Origin of the sequence: Flagellimonas myxillae, assembly GCF_023502235.1 — a bacterium.
Lineage (GTDB): Bacteria > Bacteroidota > Bacteroidia > Flavobacteriales > Flavobacteriaceae > Flagellimonas > Flagellimonas myxillae.
Genome location: NZ_JAMFLY010000007.1, coordinates 1 through 21165, shown reverse-complemented (window position 1 = coordinate 21165; position 21165 = coordinate 1). Strand labels below are relative to the sequence as shown.

The following is a 21165-nucleotide window of genomic DNA, read 5'->3' as shown; positions in this document are numbered from 1 at the left end:
TGTGAGCCCGGCCACCTCACTGTCCACGTAAGCCATGGTCGCTGCGTCCTGCGCGGCTGTTGGGTCCTGGAGGTTGTTTATCTGCGAACCTCCCATGTCCACATTGGCCGCTGCCGCGCCAAACCCGCTAAGGGGAATGTTGGCCTTGTCAAGTTTTATGTTGGTTACACTACCATCAATAAGTTCATTGGTTCCCACAGCGTCATTGGCCATTTTTTCATTGGTCACCGCATCGGTGGCCAAATCCAAATTACTGACCTGTCCATCTTCAATTTTCAATGAGTTAACCGCATTATCCGCAAGTTCCACCGTGGTGATTCCGCCATTGCTTACGTCCAACAAAAAAGGATTTAAGGCGTCTCCCGTGCCTGAAAGAACCAAGGTGGCATCAGCAGGACCGGTAACTTCATTACCTATGACCCCATCCACTTCGGTAACGGCCAAGGCAGATTCATCCACCAAGATCCATTGGGTCCCGTTCCATTGTAAGAGTTCCCCAGAAGTGGTTCCGATTCCCAGTTTATCAAAAGAAATAGTTTCATCCGCAATTCTATCCCCTGTAATTGATTGCTCTTGGATATGGACTTGACCATTTACCGAGGTGGGTACTATGTTCTCGCCCCGGATCATTCCCACCTCAAAGTTGAAATTGGTCCCATCTTCAGTGATAACAATCGTCGGATTGGCATTTACGATAGGGTCTGCAGAAAAGGTTTGTTCATCGGGTCTATCGCATGGGTTGATCCATTGGGTACCATCATAAAAGTGCACACATTCGGTGTCCACGTTATAAACCATGGCGCCTCTTAAGGGGGTGGTGTTTTCCATTTGAACATTGGTCATTCGGGTAATGACCAAGACCCTGGAGGTGCTTTCCAACTCCAAAACGGAAGCTGGATTTAAATTTTGAGGGTTTTCACCAATTTTTATCTGAGCTTGTAGGGAGCTTATTACAAGGAGGCCAACAATCAAACTAGAAATTTGCTTTTTCACGGTGTCTGAGGTTTGAGGATATTTAGACTTAATTGGCAAAGCTAATCCTATGATTCGATAATTCTAATAATTACCGTCAAAATACCCTAGTTCAAAGTTGAATGGAAAAACTATTGGAAACCCTGTTTTGGAGAATTAACAAAAGTTTAGAACAACAATATTTTTTTATATGGCCATCAAGGGTTTTCTTTAACTTCGACTAAATGGCCTTACGTATGAAAAACGTTACCCTTTTCATGTTCTTTTTGGTTTTTACCTCACTTTCCATGGCCCAGGAAAATAGACAGGCCTTAAGGGGTAAGGTAATTTATCGTGGCGTGAACGTACCCAACGAAAATGTGATCAATTCTACCGCCGAAACTGCGACGATTACCAACGAAAATGGTGAGTTTTTGATTTTGGTCAAAGAGGGAGATCAATTGGTATTTACAGCGGTCAATTATCAATTGGAAGTGGTGACCATTACTCCTGAAATTTTATACAACAATCGGTTGGTGGTCGAAGTCACCGAAAAAGTGACCCAATTGGAAGGGGTTGTGGTCACTCCCGAAAACCAAGACAAGTTTTTGGAGGTAAAAAATGAGGATTTCAAGGAATTTGAATATGAAATTGACCGTTCCACGGAGGTGGAGAACATTGCGGAGTCAAGGACCGTGCGGGGAATGCGGGACGGTATCAACTTCGTCAACATCTTTAAGGCTTTGTTCAAGAACAAGAATGCCGCTGGAGAAACGCGTCAACCTTTAAAGGTTAGCGAGGTTATGCGACAGGTTTATGATGATGAATTTTTTGTGGTGGATTTAAAATTGCCGCAGGATAAGATCAATGCATTCTTGATTTATTGCGATGACAGGGTGCCTTCCAAGACCTTGCTACGTAAGGAAAATGAGTTTCAGCTGATAGATTTCTTGGTAACCCAGAGTAAAACTTATTTGGCCGAGTTGAATGCGGAATAACATCCTCACTTTTCTATTTTTCCTCCTTTCTTTTTCCTTGTTTGCCCAACAAACAGGAACCAAACAATTGCGGGGTAGGGTTTACAGCTCCAGCAATAAAGATGTGGTCGGGGTGGTGGTCCAGAATATTAGCTCCCAAAATGCGGTAATCACGGATATGGATGGGAATTTTTCCATTAGGGTGAGGCTGCGGGATACTTTGGCGATCTCAGCGGTTCAGTTTCAAAGGAAACTTGTTGTGGTTAACGAGATGGTGTACAATACAAGCTTTATCACCGTGCCCTTAGAAGAATTTGTGAACGAACTTAGAGAAGTTGTGGTTACCCCCTATAATCTATCGGGGGATTTGGATCAGGATTTGGACCAATTGCAATTGGAAAAGGACGTGAGTGCGGAAGCTTTGGGATTGCCCAATGCCCATGCCAAAATACCAACCCAAAGCGAGCGGAAATTACAACAGGCCACTGCAGGAAAATTTAATGTGGGCATGATTTTGACGCCTCCATTGGATCCTTTGATCAATGCCATTACAGGCCGTACAAAGATGCTGAAAAACCGGGTCAAGGTAGATAAAACCTATGCTAGAACCCAACGTGTGCAAGGTTTCTATGCGGATTCCCTGATCAGTTCCAATTTGAAAATCCCAGTGGAGAAGATAGAGGACTTTATGTATTTCTGCGAAGTTGATGAAGAATTCCAACAGACGGTGGATTCCCATGACAAGCTAAAAATTTGGGATTTTATGGTAGGAAAAAGTCGGGAATATCGGAGCAACAATAATTTGGATTGATTTTCAGATGCTACGGAGCTACTTCCCTTTCTTGATTTTGCTCGCTAGTTGTTTGGCCATGGGCCAGGAGTCAAAAATATTAAAAGGAAAAATCAAATCTGATGCAGGTGATGTGGTTGGCATCGTTGTTCTAAATACTAATCAAAACGATGCGGTGATATCCAATGTGGATGGGGAGTTTGAAATCCCTGTACGACTTAACGATACCCTGGTTTTTTCTGCAGTTCATATTAAGAGAAAGGTTATTCCTGTAAATAAAGCGGTTTTCGACTCCAGCTATCTTGTGGTTTCCTTATCCGAATTTGTAAACGAACTTAGTGAGGTTGTACTGAGACCCTATAATTTATCGGGAAGTTTGGACAAGGATTTAACGGGGCTTAAACTGGAACAAGATGTTAGCGCCGAAGCTCTAGGTTTGCCGAATGCCCATATTCCCATTTTGACACAAAGCGAAAATAAATTAAATGATGCGGACCACGGTAAGTTTGTCTACTTTGCAGGATTGGGTTTTGGCATCAACCTTAACAAAATTCTCAATCGAATAAGTGGTAGGACCCGTATGTTAAAGGACCGGGTTCGATTGGACGAAAATTATATGGCGATCAGGAATGTCGAGAAGAAGTATTTGGATTCACTGTATATCGAATCCCTCAAAATTCCGCAGAATCGTTTTTACGACTTTATGTATTATTGCCAGGTAAGTCCCAATTTCGACGAGGTACTAAAGGATGCCAATGATTTGGCACTTTGGGAATTTATTCTTGATAAGAGCAAAACCTATCGTGAGGAAAATGGTTTGGATTGAACCTATCTTTGGCATGGGGATTGAGTTTGAAATTGCAGTTTAATACGATATGATGAAATCGAAAAAAATAAAGACCGGAATCGGTTTGTTGACTCTATTCCTCCTGATGTCGTTTAGCACGGCGCATAAATTCTATCTCAGTGTCACCAATGTTGTCTATTCTGAAAAAAGTGCGTCGTTTCAGATTACAACCCGCATTTTTATTGACGACCTGGAAGATGTCTTGGAGGAGCGCTATGATATTAAACCGGCGCTTGCTACCGAACAAGAATCCAAGATTGCAAATGCCTATATTGAAAAATACCTTAGAGCAAAGTTTGTCATTGAACTAAATGGCGAAAATTCCCAATATGTCTTTTTGGGAAAGGAATATGATAATGACGTTATTATTTGTTATCTCGAGGTAGAGAACGTGGATTTCGCAAACCTAAAATCCATTGCTGTCCAAAATGAAGTGCTTACCGATCTCTTTGAAGAACAACAGAACATTGTCCATCTAAAATGGAAGGGTAAAAAAAGGAGTTTTGTGTTGATCAAGGAGAATAATAAAGGAATGTTAAACTTATAACCGCCTTTTAACAGTTCGTTAAAAAAAAGCTATTTTTCACTGTTTTAAAAATCAATAAGAAAATGAACAAAATCAAGTATTGTTTTGCTTCCATGCTGTTCCTTTTTGGTGCAATGGCCATTGCCCAGGAAGAAGGAGAGGCTAAAGAGGAAAGGAAGCCTGGCCATGTGAATCAAAGCAAATTCAAACAGTTGTACGAGGAGTTTTCTACCCCAAATACTTACCGTTCCGCTTCCGGTGCTCCCGGACCCGATTACTACCAACAGCGGGCAGATTACGTAATGGACATTGAATTGGATGATAAGAATGCCGTTATCCGTGGGGAAGAGACCATAACCTATTATAACAACTCACCAGACGATTTAGAATTTCTTTGGGTGCAGTTGGATCAAAATGTTAGGGCCAAGGACTCCAAGTCACCTTTGCGAAATGGAAATGGGGTGAGTTTCGCCTATATGGCAGGGGATTTTGCCCAGACTTATGTCACCGAACCTTTTGATGGTGGTTTTAATATTGAGTTTGTAAAGGATGCGAATGGAAAACCATTGTCCTATACCATTAACCAAACCATGATGCGATTGAACATCCCCAAACCTTTGAAGAGTGGGGAGCAGATTTCGTTTTCCATCAAGTGGTGGTACAATGTTCCCGATCATACGGTAAACCGTGCGCGTTCAGGTTTCGAATACTTTCAAAAAGATGGAAACCGGGCTTATGTTATAGCGCAGTTCTTCCCAAGAATGGCGGTATATAGTGATGTTGAAGGATGGCAGAACCATCAATTCTGGGGAAGTGGTGAATTTGCACTTCCTTTTGGAAATTACGAGGTAAACATCACGGTACCTTCAGACCACATCTTGGATGCCACCGGGGTATTGCAGAACCGCGATGAAGTTTTCTCCAAAGAGATGATGAAACGCTACAAGCAGGCCAAAAAATCTTATGACAAACCTGTTCTTATTGTTACCCAGGAAGAGGCCGAAGCAGCCGAAAAAGGCTTTTCAGAAAAGAAAAAGACATGGAAGTTTAAGGCAACCAATGTTAGGGATTACGGATTTGCCACTTCCCGTAAATTTGTTTGGGACATGCAGGCCGTAAAAATTGGCGGAAAGGATGTAATGGCGGTCTCGCTTTACCCTAAAGAAGGAAATCCACTTTGGGAAGAGCAGTCCACCAAAGCCGTTGTCCAAACGTTGAAAACCTATTCCAAACATACATTTGATTATCCGTACCACAAGGCAATTTCGGTACATGCGAAAAATCAGGGAATGGAATATCCCATGATTTGCTGGAATTATGGTCGCCCCAACGAGGATGGCACCTATTCCGATAGGACCAAGTACGGAATGATCAGTGTAATCATCCATGAGGTTGGACACAATTATTTCCCAATGATTGTAAATTCCGATGAGCGTCAGTGGGGATGGATGGACGAAGGTTTGGACACTTTCATGCAGTATTTGACCGAGCAGGAGTTTGGGAAAAACTATCCAGATGTAATTGCTCCAAATGCCAAATATCCGTCCAGAAGGGGAGAAGCTGCGAAGATTGTGCCTTATATGGCAGGAGACCAAAGCCATATCTCACCGATCATGTCCAATCCAGAGAACGTATATCAACTTGGGCCAAACGCCTACGGCAAACCGGCCACTGCCTTGAATATTCTTAGGGAAACTGTAATGGGACCTGAGTTGTTCGACCATGCGTTCAAAACCTATGCCCAACGTTGGAAATTTAAGCATCCCACACCAGAAGACTTTTTCCGTACCATGGAAGATGCCTCAGCTGTGGACTTGGATTGGTTCTGGAGATCTTGGTTCTATACCACGGACTATGTGGATATCGGGGTCAAAGGAGTGAAAAAGTATTATGTTTCCAATAGGCCTACCAAGCAAATGGAAAAATATATGGCCGATAGGAATATTACAGAAGCCGATTTACCTCCCTTGGTGTATTTGGCAGAGGAAGACAGCGAGGACTACAATCCTGAACTAAAAGGAAAATCCCCAACCGAGGTTTCCCAAAACTTGAAAGAGTTTATGATGGATAATATGACTCCCGAAGAAAGGGCGCAAGTGCAGGAACCCAAGTATTTCTACGAAATCACTTTTGACAAGCCAGGAGGTATTCCTATGCCACTGATCGTGGAGTATACCTATGCCGACGGTAGCAAGGAAAATGTAACCTATCCACCTGAAATTTGGAGAAAGAACGATGCGGAGGTGAAGCGTGTGCTGTCCTCACAGAAAGAGTTGGTGGGCATTGTTATTGACCCCAAAGCGGAAACTGCGGATATTGATACCGCCAACAATTCTTGGCCTATGAAAGAGGAGAAATCCGATTTCGATAAGTTCAAACAAAATATTAAAGGGTAAGCAAACCCTGGATTAAGTGTTAAAAGCCCTGTGAAATCACAGGGCTTTTTTTAGTTTCCAACCAAGTTCTCATTATATTTGTTCCATGCATTTTCTATTTATCAGCGGCGGCGAGATTTTTTTTATCCTCTTTATTGTGGTGATGGTTTTTGGTGCCGATAAGATTCCCGGTATTGCCAAAGGTTTGGGCAAAGGAATGCGCCAACTCAGGGATGCCACGGACGATATAAAGCGCGAAATCCAAAAAAGCGCTGAAAAACAAGGTATTGATACGGATTTTACCAAGGAAATCCGGAATGAGCTGAACGAAGTAAAGAAAAATGTGGATGAGGTTACCGGTGCTGTGAAAAGAAGTACCAAATAATCCCCATGTTGGAAAAACTCATACAATGGGACCAGGACACCTTCATCTATCTTAATTCCCTTGGTTCCGAACCCTACGATTTTTTTTGGACCATGGTTACCAAAATTTCTGTTTGGACACCTTTGTTCCTGTGGTTTTTGGTTCTTTTTTTACTCAAATTTCCCAAAAAAGAAGCTTTTACGAGAATAACTTCGGTCATAGGCCTGGCTCTTTTTATCACAGGACTTACCCATTGGACCAAAATTGTGTTTAAAAGACTTCGCCCCAATAACAATGAAGAAATCAATTCCTATATCCGAATTCTGGAAACCCCTTCGGATTTTAGTTTTTTTTCGGGCCATGCGGCTAGCTCAGTTGCCATTGCTTTATTGGTCTATCTGCTGCTGCGAAGCAAAATAAAATGGGTAGGGCTGTTTTTTATATGGCCTTTGCTGTTTACCACAAGCCGAATTTATGTAGGCGTGCATTATCCGCTGGATATCTTGGTCGGTGCGATAGTGGGGTTGCTTTCTGGAATTTTGTTCTATCGTTTGCACAGGGCTATAGCACCCGGCACATCGTAAGACCATCACGTATCGGGAGCAAAACGGTTTCTACCCGGGAATCCTCTTTTAATTTTTGATTGTAGGCCACCAAAGTGGCCGTGGCCTTATCTGAGGGAACCAAGGGTTCCACTACCTTACCAGACCACAAAACATTATCCGAAAGAATAACACCTCCCGTCTTTGTTTTTCGGATTGCGGCCTCATAATAGACGTCATATTGCACTTTTTGTGCATCAATAAAGACTAGGTCAAACTGATGCTCCAAGGCGGGAACAATGTCCAGAGCATCCCCTGTATGTTGTTTGATTTGTTCTCCAAATCCACTTTTATCAAAGTACTTTCGCTGCATATCATGCAACTCCTCATTCACCTCAATGGTATGCAGTTCACCATCGGTTTGTAGTCCCTCAGCCAAGCAAATAGCGGAATACCCTGTATAGGTGCCAATCTCCAATATGTATTTGGGAGAAATGATTTTGGAGAGCATGCTTAGAACCCTTCCCTGAAAATGACCTGTGATCATTCGGGGTTGGACGACCTTTAAATGCGTCTCGCGGGTCAATTCGGTTAAAAGTGAAGGTTCCGGCTCCGAATTTTCAACGATATAACGTTCCAGTACAGGTGATAAAAAATGCATCCTTAAATTTTCGCAAAAATAGAGAAAAGAAGTACATTGGATACGCAGTTGGAATGTAAAGAACCTCGATTATGGCACAAGAATACAAGGTGCGGGACGCCCAAATGGAAGATTTACCGATCTTGTTGAATTTTGAACAAGAACTCATCAAGGCAGAAAGGCCATTTGATGTCACCATTAGGGAAGACCCGGTTAGCTACTACGATATTGGAAAAATGATCCTTGACGAGGACGCCTGCGTGCTGGTAGTTGAACAAAATGGCCAAATTGTTTCTTCAGGATATGCCATAACTAAAAAAGCAAGGCACTATTTAGATCATGAGCACTATGCCTATTTGGGATTTATGTACACAGACCCCGGCCATAGGGGAAAAGGATTAAATGCCCAAATTGTTGATAGGCTTAAAAAATGGGCTGATTCCAAAGGACTTTCCGAAATGAGACTAACCGTTTACGAAGACAATACCCCCGCTATTAGGGCCTATGAAAAAGTTGGATTTAAAAAGCACATCATCGAAATGCGGCTTACTTGATGTGCGTTCCAATAGCCACCAATAAACACCGTATTTTTAAACAAAAATAACGTATGGACTTTCAGAATTCCCTGGAATTTGCGAAACAATTGGATGCCCAAGACCCTTTGGCCAAATATAGAAATGAGTTTCATTTTCCGCAGGTAAATGGAAAGAACGTAATTTATTTTACTGGGAATTCCCTGGGTCTACAACCAAAACGCACCCAAAAATTTGTGGATGATGTGATGCAGGACTGGCGGGAATTGGGAGTGGAAGGTCATTTTTATGCTGAAAAACCCTGGTGGGATTACCATGAGCGATTGGCAGAAGGATTGGCTAAGATTGTTGGGGCAAAAAAGGAAGAAGTTTCCGTGATGAATACCCTTACCGTTAACTTGCACTTACTCATGGTGTCCTTTTACAGACCCAAAGGAAAACGCATAAAGATTTTATGTGAAGAGAAGGCCTTTCCCTCCGATCAATATATGCTCCAAAGTCAGGCCCGATTCCATGGTTTTGATCCCGATGAGGTTATTGTGGAGGTCAAGAAACGGGAGGGCGAGCATTTTTGGAGAACCGAAGATATTCTTGATAAGATCAATGAGGTAGGTGAGGAGTTGGCTCTTGTTCTAATGGGAGGGGTCAATTACTACAACGGCCAAGTATTGGATATGGAGGCCATCACCCAGACTGGAAAGGCATTTGGTGCAAAAGTGGGTTGGGATTTGGCCCATGGAGTGGGTAATATTAAGCTCGACTTGCATGATTGGGGAGCCGATTTTGCTGCTTGGTGCAGTTATAAATACATGAACAGTGGTCCTGGGAATGCTTCCGGGGTCTATGTGCACGAAAGTTATTTGGACCAAAAGGATATTCCTCGTTTTGAAGGTTGGTGGGGCACCAAAAAGGAGACCCGGTTTTTAATGCAGCCCGAGTTTGATCCCATCGAGACTGCAGATGCTTGGCAATTGAGCAATCCACCCATACTTTCAGTAGCGCCCTATCTGGCTTCCCTGGAACTATTTGATGAAGTTGGAATGGATGCCCTAATAGAAAAACAGCAATTGATCGTAGCCTATTTGGAATTCATTTTAGGAGAAATAGATAAAGAGGTCGACAGTAGTTTTGAAATTATTACCCCAAAAGAGAGAGGTTGCCAACTTTCGGTTTTCTTACATGGCGAAGGTAGGCCACTCTTCGACTATCTCATGACAAATGGCGTAATAACGGATTGGAGGGAACCCAACGTTATCCGATTGGCTGCCGCCCCCTTTTATTGCTCCTACTCGGATATGTACAATTTTGGGCAAATTCTTAAAAAAGGAATCTTAGGAAAGTAGGGGGGAATACCTTCGATTTAAATAGGTGGATGGCGAAATGCCTTGGTACCTCCTAAATTGTTTGCTGAAATAGGAAGGGTCGTTAAAACCGGACTTGTACATCGTCTCGGCAATGGTGGAGTTGTCCTCATTAAAAAGTTCCACCGCTTTGGTAATCCGATATTCATTTACAAAGTCAAGAAACCGTCTTTGGGTCATTTTTTTAAAGAAACGGCTAAAGGAGTTGGGCGTGAAGCCCAATTGGGACGAGATTTCGGGTACGGAGATTTCCTTGTTGTAGTTGGTGTTCACATACTCGAAAATGTTTTCCAATCGTCTTATTTCATCGCTTTTGAACTCATGGGTCGAAAATGATTCAAACAGCACTTGATAGTGTTTTTCCCTGGATAATTCACCCAGGATGGACAGCAGATTGATCAGGCGACTTTGATTGTCTTGAAAAGCAAAGGCCTCAAATTTGGATTGTAGCTTGTCCTGGCATTGTTGATCAAACACCAATACGTGCCCCGACTTTTCAATAAGCCTTTTTATTCCTTCGAATTCTGGAAACACACTGATTTTTTCATCCAAAAACTCTTTCCTAAACTGAATCACCACTTCAATATTGTCTTTGTGGTCTTTGTTCCCAAAGTCAGCATGTGGAATATTACCTGCCAAAAACACCAAAGTTCCCTTGGAATAGGGCGTCTTTTTGGTACCTATGTGCAAGCAGCCCGATCCATTTTTTACATACACCAATTCGTATTCCGGATGTACATGCCAACCTGCGGACTCGCAATAACTGGAGTTGTTATAGGTGGCTATCTTCAAAGATGAGTTAGCGCCGACATTGATGGCTTCCAACATGGGTTTCATGCTGTAAAACTACCAATTACGATGAAATTATTTGTTAATAAGGAATAAAATAGACCAGAATTGGAATATTTTCAGCTATAAACTTCTGTTGGCGTTGGGTTATTTTGCGGTATGAAATCACTTCAACTCATTTTATCCAACCCGAGATACTTCGGACCTGCGTGGGTCTTTACTAGCCTTAATATCTGGTTTGGCACATGGGCCATTTATATTCCGACCGTAAAGGAGAAATTGGACATAGACAAGGCCGACCTTGGGATTGCGCTGTTTTGTTTATCACTTGGGGTATTTACCATATTTCCCTTGGCCTCAAAAATCATCAATTCCATGGGGGTGGGCAAAGCCACTTGGATGGGGGTTATTGTAGCGAGTATATCTGCCCTTTTTCCACTTATAGCTCCCAACTATTATTTGCTTATGGGGTCCCTGTTTTTATTTGGGGCGACCAATGGACTCACGGACATAGCCATGAATACGCTTGTCACTGAAATTGAAAAGGAGGATGGTCAGAATTTTATGTCGGCCGCCCATGGTTTTTTTAGCTTAGGTGGCGTATTGGTTGGGTTAAGTAGTTTTTTGATTCCGGTTATAGGAAATCCAGCCTTGCATATGGGCATCACGGTTGTGATTACTTTTTTAATAAATCTATTGTTCTTCAAAAGATACGTCCACATTACCGCACCACCCGAAGCGAAGGAACCATTTAGTCTGAAACTGTTTAAACCCTTGTTTTTGTTGGGGATTATTGGTTTTGTGGCTTTTGCCAGCGAAGGGGCCATCGTGGATTGGAGCGGCTTATACCTCAAAGAGATTACCATGGCGCCGGAAGCTCTTATCGGGTCAGGGTTTTTGGCCTTTTCCGTATCCATGACCCTTGGACGATTTCTGGGCGATGGAATCAGTGCGAAGATTGGTTCGGTTAAAATTGTGGCCCTAGGGGCTTTGATTGCCATTTTGGGCTATACCTTGGTTCTTTCCGAAGGAACTTTATTGGCCATAATTGGGTTTGCCCTCAACGGTCTGGGTTTTTCCGTGATTGTTCCAGAGCTCTTTCGCATTGGTGGTAATGTGAAGGGAGTTGATTCAGCACAGGGTATTTCCTTTATTGCCGGAACCGGCTACTCCGGTTTTTTATTGGGCCCGGTTATTTTGGGATTTATAGCCGAGAGCTCTTCCCTAAAACATAGTTTTTTCACCCTTTTGGGTTGTATTCTTCTGGTATTGGGAGCCACCTTCATTTTACAAAGAAAAAAATCGGCCTAAACGTATTATTCCACCAGTACTTTTAAGTTGGTCATATTCAGGCTAAAACCTGGTTCCGCTTTGGTGTGGTCCTGTACCAATTTTAATCCTTCAAGGGTAACATAATCTTCCCAGGTGGTGGTCGTGGAAGGTTCCGCTTGGTTAGCTCTTCTAAAAACCCATTCCCTGAGGATATAATCATCCTTAAAATACAGATCGTAGGCATCACCCGGGGTATATCCGCCTTCATTGCCATAAACAATGGTCAGTTTCTGCATGGTTTCCCCACTTATAGGAGCTATTTCGTTTGTGCTATGTTCAGGGGTGTAATTTTTGGCATCCCAGATCAAGTTGAAGGGGGCCAAAATCCAAAAGCGGTCATTGATAAAAGCACCATTTCTTTTTAGGGTAATAATGTCCATGGAATTTCGGTTATACACCAGGGTATCGTTTTGCGTAATGGAAGTGACCTTGTTTGTTTTCGGCTCCCAAATCCATGTGCGGCCATGTTTGGTAGTGTCCCGGCCCACTTTAAAGGTAAAGGTGATTTCCTTCACAGATTTCCAGTGATCATAACCATGCGCTTGCGCAATTTTTTCCGATACGGTCAACTCTTTTACGGCAGGAGTCTTTGTCTTGGGTTCATTTTTACAGCTAGAAAAAAGGGCGAACCCCAGTATTCCGAAAAGGACGTAATATTTCATAGACGAATTTTCCATAAATATAAGGTCAATTTCATTTATCTTGGTAAAGCATTCCTATTAAAGGAACTCTACAAAATACTAACCAGTTCAAACCTCGTACAGTGACTTTTCTCAAAAGACTGTTTCTAACTCTTATACATTACATTGATAAGAATTCATTGGAAGCAGATGACCCCTACGCCCATCTATCGGATGAGGAGCTGGTGCAGAAAATTGTTGCCAACAATAATCCATTGCTCTTTGGCAAGTTGTACGACCGGTATGCAAAAATGGTCTACAACAAATGCTATGGATTTGCCAGATCTGACGATGAGGCTGAAGATTTGACCCAGGATGTGTTCCTGCAACTGTTCATTAAACTAAAGATGTTCAAGGGAAGGTCGAAGTTTTCGACTTGGCTGTATTCGTTTACCTATAATTTTTGTGTGAACTATGTAAATAGAAACAAGCAGCGAAAGATGAGCGATAAATCCGTGCCCGTCGAGGATTCGGAATACAAATTGACCGCCGAAATACCTGATGAGAGTCTTTTTGAGATGAAGACCAAAAAATTAAAGAAGGCCTTGGAACAGATTTCTCCGGAAGACAAGTCCATTTTATTGCTAAAATATCAGGATGGAGCCTCCATCAAAGATTTGATAGCATTGATGGAAATTGGTGAGAGTGCCGTAAAAATGCGGTTAAAAAGAGCAAAAGAAAAACTTATGGAAATCTATAAAACCTTGTAGCATGGCAAAGAAAATTAGAAATCCGTTTAGGGAACTTGAAGCTTCGTTGCGGGAGGTTCCACCAGGTATGAAGAAAAAAGTAATGAACGACATTGCGGCCGCCAAGTTGATCATGGATATGGCATCCTTGTTCTCGTTCAATATAGGGTCGGCTTTACGAAAGCTATTTAAAACCTTGGGAAATAATTGATAACTGCACTATAAAACTAAAGATATGGATACACTAAACGAATGGAAGGACCTAACCTTTGACTCCCTGGCCGCTATGGGTAGGGACGTGGCTCTCGCCTTGCCCAAGATCATAGGGGCACTCATTATACTTTTAATTGGATGGATCGTAACCCGGATCATCCTTTTTGTCTTGGGTAAAATCTTAAAATTGGCCAAGGTAAATGTGTTGAGTGATAAGATCAACGAAATGGAATTGTTTGGCAAAGGGGATTTTAAAATCGATATCATCAAAGTAATCCTTGGTTTTGTGAAATGGGTTTTACTATTGGTCTTTTTGATTGTTGCCGCCGATATTTTAAGCTGGGAGATCATTTCCACGGAAATTGGCAATCTACTGCGCTACTTGCCAAGACTCTTCAGTGCTCTGGCCTTAATGATGATTGGGCTGTACATCGGGAACTTCATCAAAAAAACGGTCAAGAAAATCTTTGATTCCCTCGAGTTTGGGGGATCCAATCTGGTGAGCAATATGCTGTTCTACATTATTGTGATTTTTATTTCCATCACCGCCTTGAACCAAGCTGGGATTGATACCACGATTATCACGAACAACGTGACCATGATCTTGGGTGCGTTTCTGTTGGCATTTGCCATAGGACTGGGATTAGGCTCTCGAGATATCATTACAGATTTGTTACGTTCGTTCTATACGCGTAGGACATTTGCTGTAGGGGATAAATTGGTAATTGGAAAGCATACGGGAACCGTAGAAGCTATTGAAAATAACAGTTTGACACTGGTGACAAAAGACGGAAAGTTTGTGATTCCGATCAAGGATGTTGTGAAGAGTAAGGTGGAGGTGAAGTCGTGAGTTGACCTCACGACTTCACCCCTCCGGTCCCAACTGCGTTGGAACCACCTCCCCCTCTACGAAGGGAGGAACCATGAAACGTGGCCCAAACAAACTCCTCACCTTGGAAAGGGAGGTGTCCGAAGGACGGAGGGGTTATATAAAACAAAAAAGCCGCCCAGAATTACTTCTTGGGCGGCTTCTTTTTTGGTTAGTTTGATTTTTATTCTTGATCATATACTGGATAGTATTCCCAAAAATCTTCATAAAAAGTGGATTCCCCATACCTGCCAAGTCCAAGATATCCATTTGTCCCAGTGAATACACCAACCCCTCCAAATCGAAAGTCACCTGGAAAATTGTTCCTTTCACTCCAAGTAGCTGGCATTGTTTCGTAGATCCAGAAATCATCCCAGTCCACTCCCGAAGCCGCTCCCATTCCAATATATAAGTCCGAATCAGAAGCAAATCCAATAGGAAATTTACGCCCATTGTTAGCTGGAAAAGAGTCTAACTCAGTCCATGAATCGTCATCGGGATTATATTCCCAGAGATCTTTTAAGTATGAATTATCCGATTCCACCAGGGCGATGTAACCTTTGTCGGCAATTGCTAGGCCAATGGCGCCAATTCTAGAACCTCCGGGGAAGACCCCTTGCTCTGTCCAAGTATCAGAACCTGGGTCATATTCCCATAAATTATCTCCGTAAAGAATACCATTTTTATCTTCACCACCATATAAATAACCTTTTCCATTATTAAGTGAGAAACAGACTGAAAATTTTCTTTGATTGATATCAGGACCGAAATCCCCAAGTTGTGTCCATGTGTCATTTTCAGAATCGTAGCTCCACACATCATTGATTCCAACACTTGTATTGTCCGACCCGCCAATAACATAAATTAAGCCGTTAATGGTAAAACTACCGGCAGCATATCTTAGACCTCCTGGGAAATTGGCTTTTTGAGTCCAATTATTTTCATTTGGATCAAATTCCCAAAAATCTTCCTTTGGATTTAAATCATCATCTAAGCCAAGACCAGCGTATATTTTTCCATTATCCGATTGAGCTATTCCCAAAAACCTTTTTCCGCCAGGAAAATCCTTTTTACGGGTCCAGGCCGTTGGGGTGAAATCATCCTCACTGACTATCGTTTCACCGTTTAAATAAATGCTAATAGGACCTGTGGTGAGGGAACCTGGAACTACAACAACCAGCTCACTATCTGATACACTTATTACCTCTGGTTCAGCACCGTTACCGCTAAAACTGATATTATAATTATCCAATCCATAATTGGCTTCCAAGCCTATTCCGGTTATGGTTACTTCCGTGCCAGGCCCACCTTCCATGGGCGTAAAACTTTGGATTTTTGGCGAAGGGTCGTTGACCACAAACTCATTTTCACTGATTGCGGTTTGGTTGTTTACGGTAACGGTAATCTTGGCGGTTTCCGCTCCGTCTGGTACGGTAACGTCCAGTTTGGTAGTTGTGGCATTGTTCACAGTTGCATCAACGTTGCCAAATTTTACCGTGTTTTCACTGGTAGTAGCACTAAAGTTTTCTCCAATAAGGTCCACATCATCACCTATTACACCTTCATAAGGATCAACGTTGGTGATCTCTGGCGGGTCGTTGGAGGGCGTATCCGGTTTGTCCGGACTATCGTCCTTTCCGCATGCAATCAGCAAAAAGCAAAATAGAATGGTTGCTAAATAATTCAGGGTATTCTTTCCCATAACTCAAGTTTTAGAAGTTAAAGCCTAAATAAACTTGAATATGCTATGGAATGTACCTCCCAATTGACGGATGGCCGTTTTGAGTTGACGGATGCACCCCTCCGGTTCCAACGAAGTTGGAACCACCTCCCCTTCCAAGGTAAGGAGCATAATTTGGAGTTAAATATATAGCTCCTCCTTTTACAGAGGGGAGGTGGTTCAATGCTTAGCATTGAACCGGAGGGGTCGAGCCGTAAAACCAAAAAAGCCGCCCAGAATTGCTTCATGGGCGGCTTTTAATAGAATCCCCTCTATTATTTTGATTTTGCCAAATACGTATTGTTAAGTTGAACCACCGGAAATTCGGTTCTTCGGTTCAATTCCAGTTGCTCTTGGTCGCAGTCTTCCAAACCGTTGCAATCGTTGATAAGTTTCCGTTTACCATATCCCTTATGAGATATAATCCGATGTCTTGGAATTCCATGGGCGATTAAGTACTCATAGGTCGATTTTGCCCTCCGTTCGGAAAGTTTGTCGTTATATGTGTGACTTCCCACAGGGTCGGTATGCGATTCCAATCGGATGACCATATCGGGATAGGTTTCGGACATAAGCTTTACAACCTTATCCAATTCCCTGGCGGCATCGGGCCTGATATCACTTTTGTTGAAGTCGAAATAAATTTTGTTGAGTCCGGCCAGAACCTTTACATCCATAACGGGCTCCAATTCGATATTCTGAACCACTGTTTTGGTTACGCGCTGAACTGTTTGCGTACTAAAATATACATGCTTGTGCGGATGCGTTTTCCGAACTGCTTCAATAAGATAGTTTTGGCCACGGTTGACCATCATCCGATAGGTGCCTTGATCATTAGTCGTGGTTTGTTGGACCAACTCTCCCGTTTTTTGATCATATAGCGAGATGGCAACACTGTCCAGCGGCTTAAGGTTAACTGCGTCGGTCACAGTTCCTTCAAGCATTAGGGAAGGGATAAACTTGAAACGGTAGATGTCATCACTTCCTTTACCTCCATTTCGGTTGGAACTAACATATCCATCCACCCCGTTATCCAAGGCATAGTATCCAAAATCGTCTTTCTCGCTGTTTAAGGGTTTCCCTAAATTGATCACATCTTTTATGTCCCCGTCCTCATCCGAAATAGTGGCAAAGACATCCAATTGGCCAAAACCTACATGTCCATCGGAAGAAAAGAACAACTGCCCTTCATTGTTTATGTAGGGAAACATTTCGTTACCAGGGGTATTGATTATAGGACCGGCGTTGATAGGTAGTCCAACTCCCCCTCTTGGGTGAATTTTGCAATAATAAATATCGGTGCCCCCGTATCCACCAGGTCTATCCGAGGCAAAATACAAGAGTGTTCTATCAGTGTTTACCGTTGGATGCCCCGTAGAATAGTGGTCGGCGTTGGTCTTTAGGTTTCGCGTAACCTTCCAAACGCCATCCACTTTCTCCCCTTTGTAGATTTTTAGGTTGTTTAGTTTTTCTATGTTCTTGTCTGCTTTTTTCTTGGTGAAAAAGCTCTCTTTGTTCTGGAAATAGCTATTCCGGGTAAAGTAAACAATGGTATCGTTTTTATAATCCGTGGAGAAAACCAAGGAGCTTTCGTGGAACTTGGAATTGATCTCACCTTCAAACTTTCTGGGAACGTCCATGGAGCTTCCTTCTGTAACATGGTAAATGTCCAACCAAGATTCGTTGTTCCATCCATAAAGGTCTTCGGAAGCCACTTCTTTGCGACCCGAGCTGAAATACAATTGCCCATCGTGGACAAAAGCACCAAATTCACTGTATCTGGTATTGAAATGAACAGGTTCAACTTCGTACCGCTCCCTACTGTTAAATACCACGGAAGCGAGATTGCCATCTTTTAAGAACTGTTTTATACGGGCATCGTTTTTATGGAATTTCTTATAGCGTTTAAGCCATTTTACGGCCTCTTTTTCCTGACCAGAGCTTTTGAGCGCCATGGCATACTTAAAATAATAATTGGTCGGGGTTTCGGGTTCGTCGATAAATCGCTTGAAGTAAGGTAGTGCCTTTTCAAAATCCCGAAGCATCAAATAACATTCGGCCAATCGTTGGTAGGCATGTACTGCATTTCTGCCAGTGACCATTTTTTCGTATTCGGGTATGGCCTTGGCATAGGCAAATTTATAGAACAATTGGTCCGCTCTCTTTTGAACTGTGGATTGTGCGGTTATGGTAAGCACTCCAAAAAAGGCAATAAACAGTGTGGTTATGTGGTTGTGGCGCTTCATTGGAATTGATTTTAAAAATATCTTGGTGACTTATAAAGATTGGTTTTCTTCGAAAGTCTCGGTTCAAAAATTAAGATAACCTCATGGGTACCACCGGTATAGGGTCTAATGGTTGAGGTAGGAAGGTCGTACGCATACCCGATTCTAAAATTGTTGGAAATCTGATAGTCCATAAACGCTCCAAAATTGGAAGCATCGTTAAATCGGTAAGAGGCTCCTAGCCAAACTTTTTCGTAAAGTAGAAAGCTGTTGGTAATGTCGTATGTGGATGGTGCTCCATTGGTAAATTTGGTGATAAATGCAGGACGCAACTTAACATCAACAGAAATATCAATGACCAAACCTCCAATAGCATAATAACTATTTCGTTCCAAAGCTTCAAATTCACCGTCGTTCAAGTCCGTGTTCAAAATTCTGGGTGAGGAAATACCAGCGTACCATCTGTTGGTACTTAAATACACCCCGGCTCCAAAGTTGGGCTTCCAACTATTGAAATTGGCATTGAAAAAAGGGTCGTTGTAATCAGGATTTTCCAATCGATAGTTGGTGAATCCAGCTTTTAAACCAAATGAAAGTTTCGCTTCGGCAGTAACGGGAATGGTATAACTAAAGTCTCCGTACACATAATTGGTGCTCTCAAATCCCAACTGGTCCGTGATATATGAAATTCCAAGTCCCACGCGCTCGTTGGTCATGGGCGTGTGAAAGGAAAATGTACTTGTGGTCGGGTTCCCGTCCAAACCCGCCCATTGGTTTCTGTGTAGGGCGGTCATGTTCATGCCCTCCCGGCTACCTGCATATGCTGGATTTACCGAAATGGTGTTGAACATATATTGTGTAAACTGAGGAAGCTGTTGGGCCATTGCGCTGGATCCAACAATTGCCATCAAAGACATGGTAATCTTGCGAAGCGTTTTCATGCTGTTTCGGTTAAGGTTTCGCCCGGATGCCCAGGCTGGAATTTGGGTTAAAATTCTATATCAAAGCAACATGAAATGCATGGTATTGAGTAATATAGCCGTTGAAGATGCATGAAAAATCGGCCTGAAACCACCACTTCGATAAAGTGTCTTTTTCTGTGGATGAATGCTTGCTCTGTGGGTTTTAGACCGAAGAACTTAGTCCATGAAATAGCCCGATAATCGATATAAAAAAAGGCCAACCTAAATGGGTTGACCTTTTGTTGTGGTTATAGTTTTCCTAGTTTGCTCCGGTTCCAAGATAAATGTAACCGTTCAGTGGCTTTATATCTGTGTTGAGTACATTGATGATATAGTAGTAAGTTCCAGAAGGCAACATACCGGAATTTCCAAAGGCATTGTTAGGAGCAAACCCACCCCAGTTATTCTGATAGTCCTTGGATTCGTAAACTTTATCTCCCCAGCGGTTGAAGATCATTACTTCAAAAGAGAAGTTACAGTACTCAACACCAGTGATGGTGAACATATCGTTGATGTTATCCCCATTGGCGGTAACTGTTTTGGAAATAACAATCTCATCCCTACCACAAGGAACACAGTCGCTGTTTACGATAATGGTGAAATCTACATAATATTTGCAGGTTCCCCCGGTTGAGCTATAGCTAATGGTGTATTCACCAACTTCCAAATTGGCTGGGTCAAACACACTTCCCTCCAATACGGCATTACCGCTGATCAACTCAAATTCCCCGTTGGTATCGAAAGATTCAGGTAAATAATTGATCAGGTTGATGGCGTCATCCTCAACACAAATATTGATTTCAACTTCCTCAGGCTGTGGCTGCATTACAAATATCACTTGCTCAAAAGAGGCAGTGTTACCGCAAGAGTCGGTTACATCCCAAGTCCTGGTAATCATAAAGTCTTCAGTATCTACCAAACTAATGGTCTCTTCGGAGAATTCCACTTGATAGTTACCACACCCACCCATGAAGGTCAATTGTGGAACCTCGGGAATCTCGTCCCCACAAATTAGATTGATTTCCTCCTCGTAAGCACTTGCTGTAATAGGGCCAGTTGACTCAACGGTGATAACCTGAGTATGTGTATTGACATTCCCAGCACAATCTTCCGTAGACCAAGTTCTGGTTACGATAAAGCCAGTTGCACAGTTGGAATCATTAGTAATCATCTCATCGAAAGTCACCGCAGTATTGGTATCACAGTTGTCAATAGCAGTTAGAACAACAGCATCAGGAATCTCGTTACACATTGCAGTCATGTTTTGGGGCAAGTTTTCCACAAATTGTGGAGCTTGCGTATCCTCAACCGTGATTACTTGCGTATGGGTTACAGGATTACCTGCGCAATCGGCAGTACTCCATGTTCTTGTAATGATGTAATCGGAACCACAAGAATCAGAGTCCGTGATCTGTTCGTCGAATACCACAGTGATGTTAGGATCACAATTGTCAGTTGCGGTCAAGATTTCCGCTACAGGAATATTGTCACAAGAAACAGTAGCATCCATTGGCAAGGCCTCCACAAAGGTAGGAGCCTGGGTATCCTCAACCGTGATTACTTGCGTATGGGTTACAGGATTACCTGCGCAATCGGCAGTACTCCAAGTTCTTGTAATGACGTAGTCAGAACCGCAAGAATCAGAATCCGTGATCTGTTCGTCAAATACCACTGTGATGTTAGGATCACAATTGTCGGTTGCGGTCAAGATTTCCGCTACAGGAACATTGTCGCAAGAAACAGTAGCATCCATTGGCAAGGCTTCCACGAAGGTAGGAGCC

At 42.6% G+C, this 21165-nt stretch carries 22 protein-coding genes; 13 read left to right on the top strand and 9 right to left on the bottom strand.

Features of this window, described 5'->3' with window-relative positions; genetic code table 11:
* The coding region (locus M3P07_RS17645; RefSeq protein ID WP_249971255.1) for a hypothetical protein at positions 1-993 on the bottom strand (993 nt) is incomplete at its 3' end.
* A 215-nt stretch (positions 994-1208) separates the two neighbouring features.
* Between M3P07_RS17645 and M3P07_RS17640 the strand changes: the two genes are divergently transcribed.
* The 7 genes from M3P07_RS17640 (at position 1209) to M3P07_RS17610 (ending at position 7414) form a co-directional block, all read left to right on the top strand.
* Positions 1209-1949, top strand: coding sequence for a carboxypeptidase-like regulatory domain-containing protein (locus M3P07_RS17640; RefSeq protein WP_249971254.1), 741 nt, complete (start codon positions 1209-1211; stop codon positions 1947-1949).
* On the top strand, positions 1939-2739 hold the full coding sequence (locus M3P07_RS17635) for a carboxypeptidase-like regulatory domain-containing protein (RefSeq protein WP_249971253.1): 801 nt from the start codon (positions 1939-1941) through the stop codon (positions 2737-2739). The genes M3P07_RS17640 and M3P07_RS17635 overlap by 11 nt, the downstream gene beginning before the upstream one ends.
* A 58-nt stretch (positions 2740-2797) precedes the next feature.
* Complete coding sequence (locus M3P07_RS17630; RefSeq protein WP_249971252.1) at positions 2798-3544, top strand: hypothetical protein; 747 nt, start codon at positions 2798-2800, stop codon at positions 3542-3544.
* A 49-nt stretch (positions 3545-3593) separates the two neighbouring features.
* Entirely contained in the window at positions 3594-4112 is a 519-nt protein-coding gene (locus M3P07_RS17625; protein WP_249971251.1) for a DUF6702 family protein, read from the top strand.
* Between the two features lie 62 nt (positions 4113-4174).
* Complete coding sequence (locus M3P07_RS17620; RefSeq protein WP_249971250.1) at positions 4175-6487, top strand: M1 family metallopeptidase; 2313 nt, start codon at positions 4175-4177, stop codon at positions 6485-6487.
* 85 nt (positions 6488-6572) lie between these two features.
* Positions 6573-6851, top strand: a complete 279-nt coding sequence (locus tag M3P07_RS17615) for a Sec-independent protein translocase subunit TatA/TatB (protein WP_249971249.1) — start codon at positions 6573-6575, stop codon at positions 6849-6851.
* 5 nt (positions 6852-6856) lie between these two features.
* Positions 6857-7414: a phosphatase PAP2 family protein gene (locus M3P07_RS17610; protein WP_249971248.1), complete on the top strand. Its 558-nt coding sequence runs from the start codon at positions 6857-6859 to the stop codon at positions 7412-7414.
* Here M3P07_RS17610 and M3P07_RS17605 read toward each other — a convergent pair.
* Entirely contained in the window at positions 7392-8033 is a 642-nt protein-coding gene (locus tag M3P07_RS17605; protein ID WP_249971247.1) for an O-methyltransferase, read from the bottom strand. The genes M3P07_RS17610 and M3P07_RS17605 overlap by 23 nt on opposite strands.
* Positions 8034-8104: 71 nt before the next feature.
* Between M3P07_RS17605 and M3P07_RS17600 the strand changes: the two genes are divergently transcribed.
* Entirely contained in the window at positions 8105-8566 is a 462-nt protein-coding gene (locus M3P07_RS17600) for a GNAT family N-acetyltransferase (RefSeq protein WP_249971246.1), read from the top strand.
* A gap of 53 nt (positions 8567-8619) precedes the next feature.
* Positions 8620-9888, top strand: a complete 1269-nt coding sequence (kynU, locus tag M3P07_RS17595; protein WP_249971245.1) for a kynureninase — start codon at positions 8620-8622, stop codon at positions 9886-9888.
* Here kynU and M3P07_RS17590 read toward each other — a convergent pair.
* Complete coding sequence (locus M3P07_RS17590) at positions 9877-10743, bottom strand: AraC family transcriptional regulator (RefSeq protein WP_249971244.1); 867 nt, start codon at positions 10741-10743, stop codon at positions 9877-9879. The two genes, kynU and M3P07_RS17590, sit on opposite strands and share 12 nt — an antisense overlap.
* Positions 10744-10854: 111 nt before the next feature.
* Here M3P07_RS17590 and M3P07_RS17585 point away from each other — a divergent pair, with 111 nt between their 5' ends.
* The gene (locus M3P07_RS17585) at positions 10855-12006 is read left to right on the top strand and encodes an MFS transporter (protein ID WP_249971243.1); all 1152 of its coding nucleotides are present in this window, start codon (positions 10855-10857) and stop codon (positions 12004-12006) included.
* Positions 12007-12011: 5 nt separating this feature from the next.
* On the opposite strand, the gene M3P07_RS17580 is transcribed toward M3P07_RS17585, so the two are convergent.
* Positions 12012-12689: a hypothetical protein gene (locus M3P07_RS17580; protein WP_249971242.1), complete on the bottom strand. Its 678-nt coding sequence runs from the start codon at positions 12687-12689 to the stop codon at positions 12012-12014.
* Between the two features lie 101 nt (positions 12690-12790).
* Between M3P07_RS17580 and M3P07_RS17575 the strand changes: the two genes are divergently transcribed.
* The 3 genes from M3P07_RS17575 to M3P07_RS17565 are packed head-to-tail and all read left to right on the top strand — an operon-like array spanning position 12791 to position 14459.
* Positions 12791-13417, top strand: a complete 627-nt coding sequence (locus tag M3P07_RS17575; protein WP_249971241.1) for an RNA polymerase sigma factor — start codon at positions 12791-12793, stop codon at positions 13415-13417.
* 1 nt (position 13418) lies between these two features.
* A complete protein-coding gene (locus M3P07_RS17570) occupies positions 13419-13607 on the top strand; it encodes a hypothetical protein (RefSeq protein WP_249971240.1) in 189 nt (62 codons plus the stop codon).
* Positions 13608-13631: 24 nt separating this feature from the next.
* Positions 13632-14459: a mechanosensitive ion channel family protein gene (locus M3P07_RS17565; protein ID WP_249971239.1), complete on the top strand. Its 828-nt coding sequence runs from the start codon at positions 13632-13634 to the stop codon at positions 14457-14459.
* A gap of 202 nt (positions 14460-14661) precedes the next feature.
* On the opposite strand, the gene M3P07_RS17560 is transcribed toward M3P07_RS17565, so the two are convergent.
* From M3P07_RS17560 to M3P07_RS17545, 5 genes are all read right to left on the bottom strand, one after another.
* Positions 14662-16179 carry a Kelch repeat-containing protein gene (locus M3P07_RS17560; protein ID WP_249971238.1) on the bottom strand — a complete coding sequence of 506 codons (1518 nt, stop codon included), beginning with the start codon at positions 16177-16179 and terminating at the stop codon, positions 14662-14664.
* Between the two features lie 24 nt (positions 16180-16203).
* Entirely contained in the window at positions 16204-16329 is a 126-nt protein-coding gene (locus M3P07_RS17810; protein ID WP_284042198.1) for a hypothetical protein, read from the bottom strand.
* 143 nt (positions 16330-16472) lie between these two features.
* On the bottom strand, positions 16473-18443 hold the full coding sequence (locus tag M3P07_RS17555; RefSeq protein WP_249971237.1) for an OmpA family protein: 1971 nt from the start codon (positions 18441-18443) through the stop codon (positions 16473-16475).
* A gap of 11 nt (positions 18444-18454) precedes the next feature.
* The gene (locus M3P07_RS17550; protein WP_249971236.1) at positions 18455-19363 is read right to left on the bottom strand and encodes a PorP/SprF family type IX secretion system membrane protein; all 909 of its coding nucleotides are present in this window, start codon (positions 19361-19363) and stop codon (positions 18455-18457) included.
* Between the two features lie 280 nt (positions 19364-19643).
* The coding region (locus tag M3P07_RS17545) for a gliding motility-associated C-terminal domain-containing protein (protein WP_249971235.1) at positions 19644-21165 on the bottom strand (1522 nt) is incomplete at its 5' end.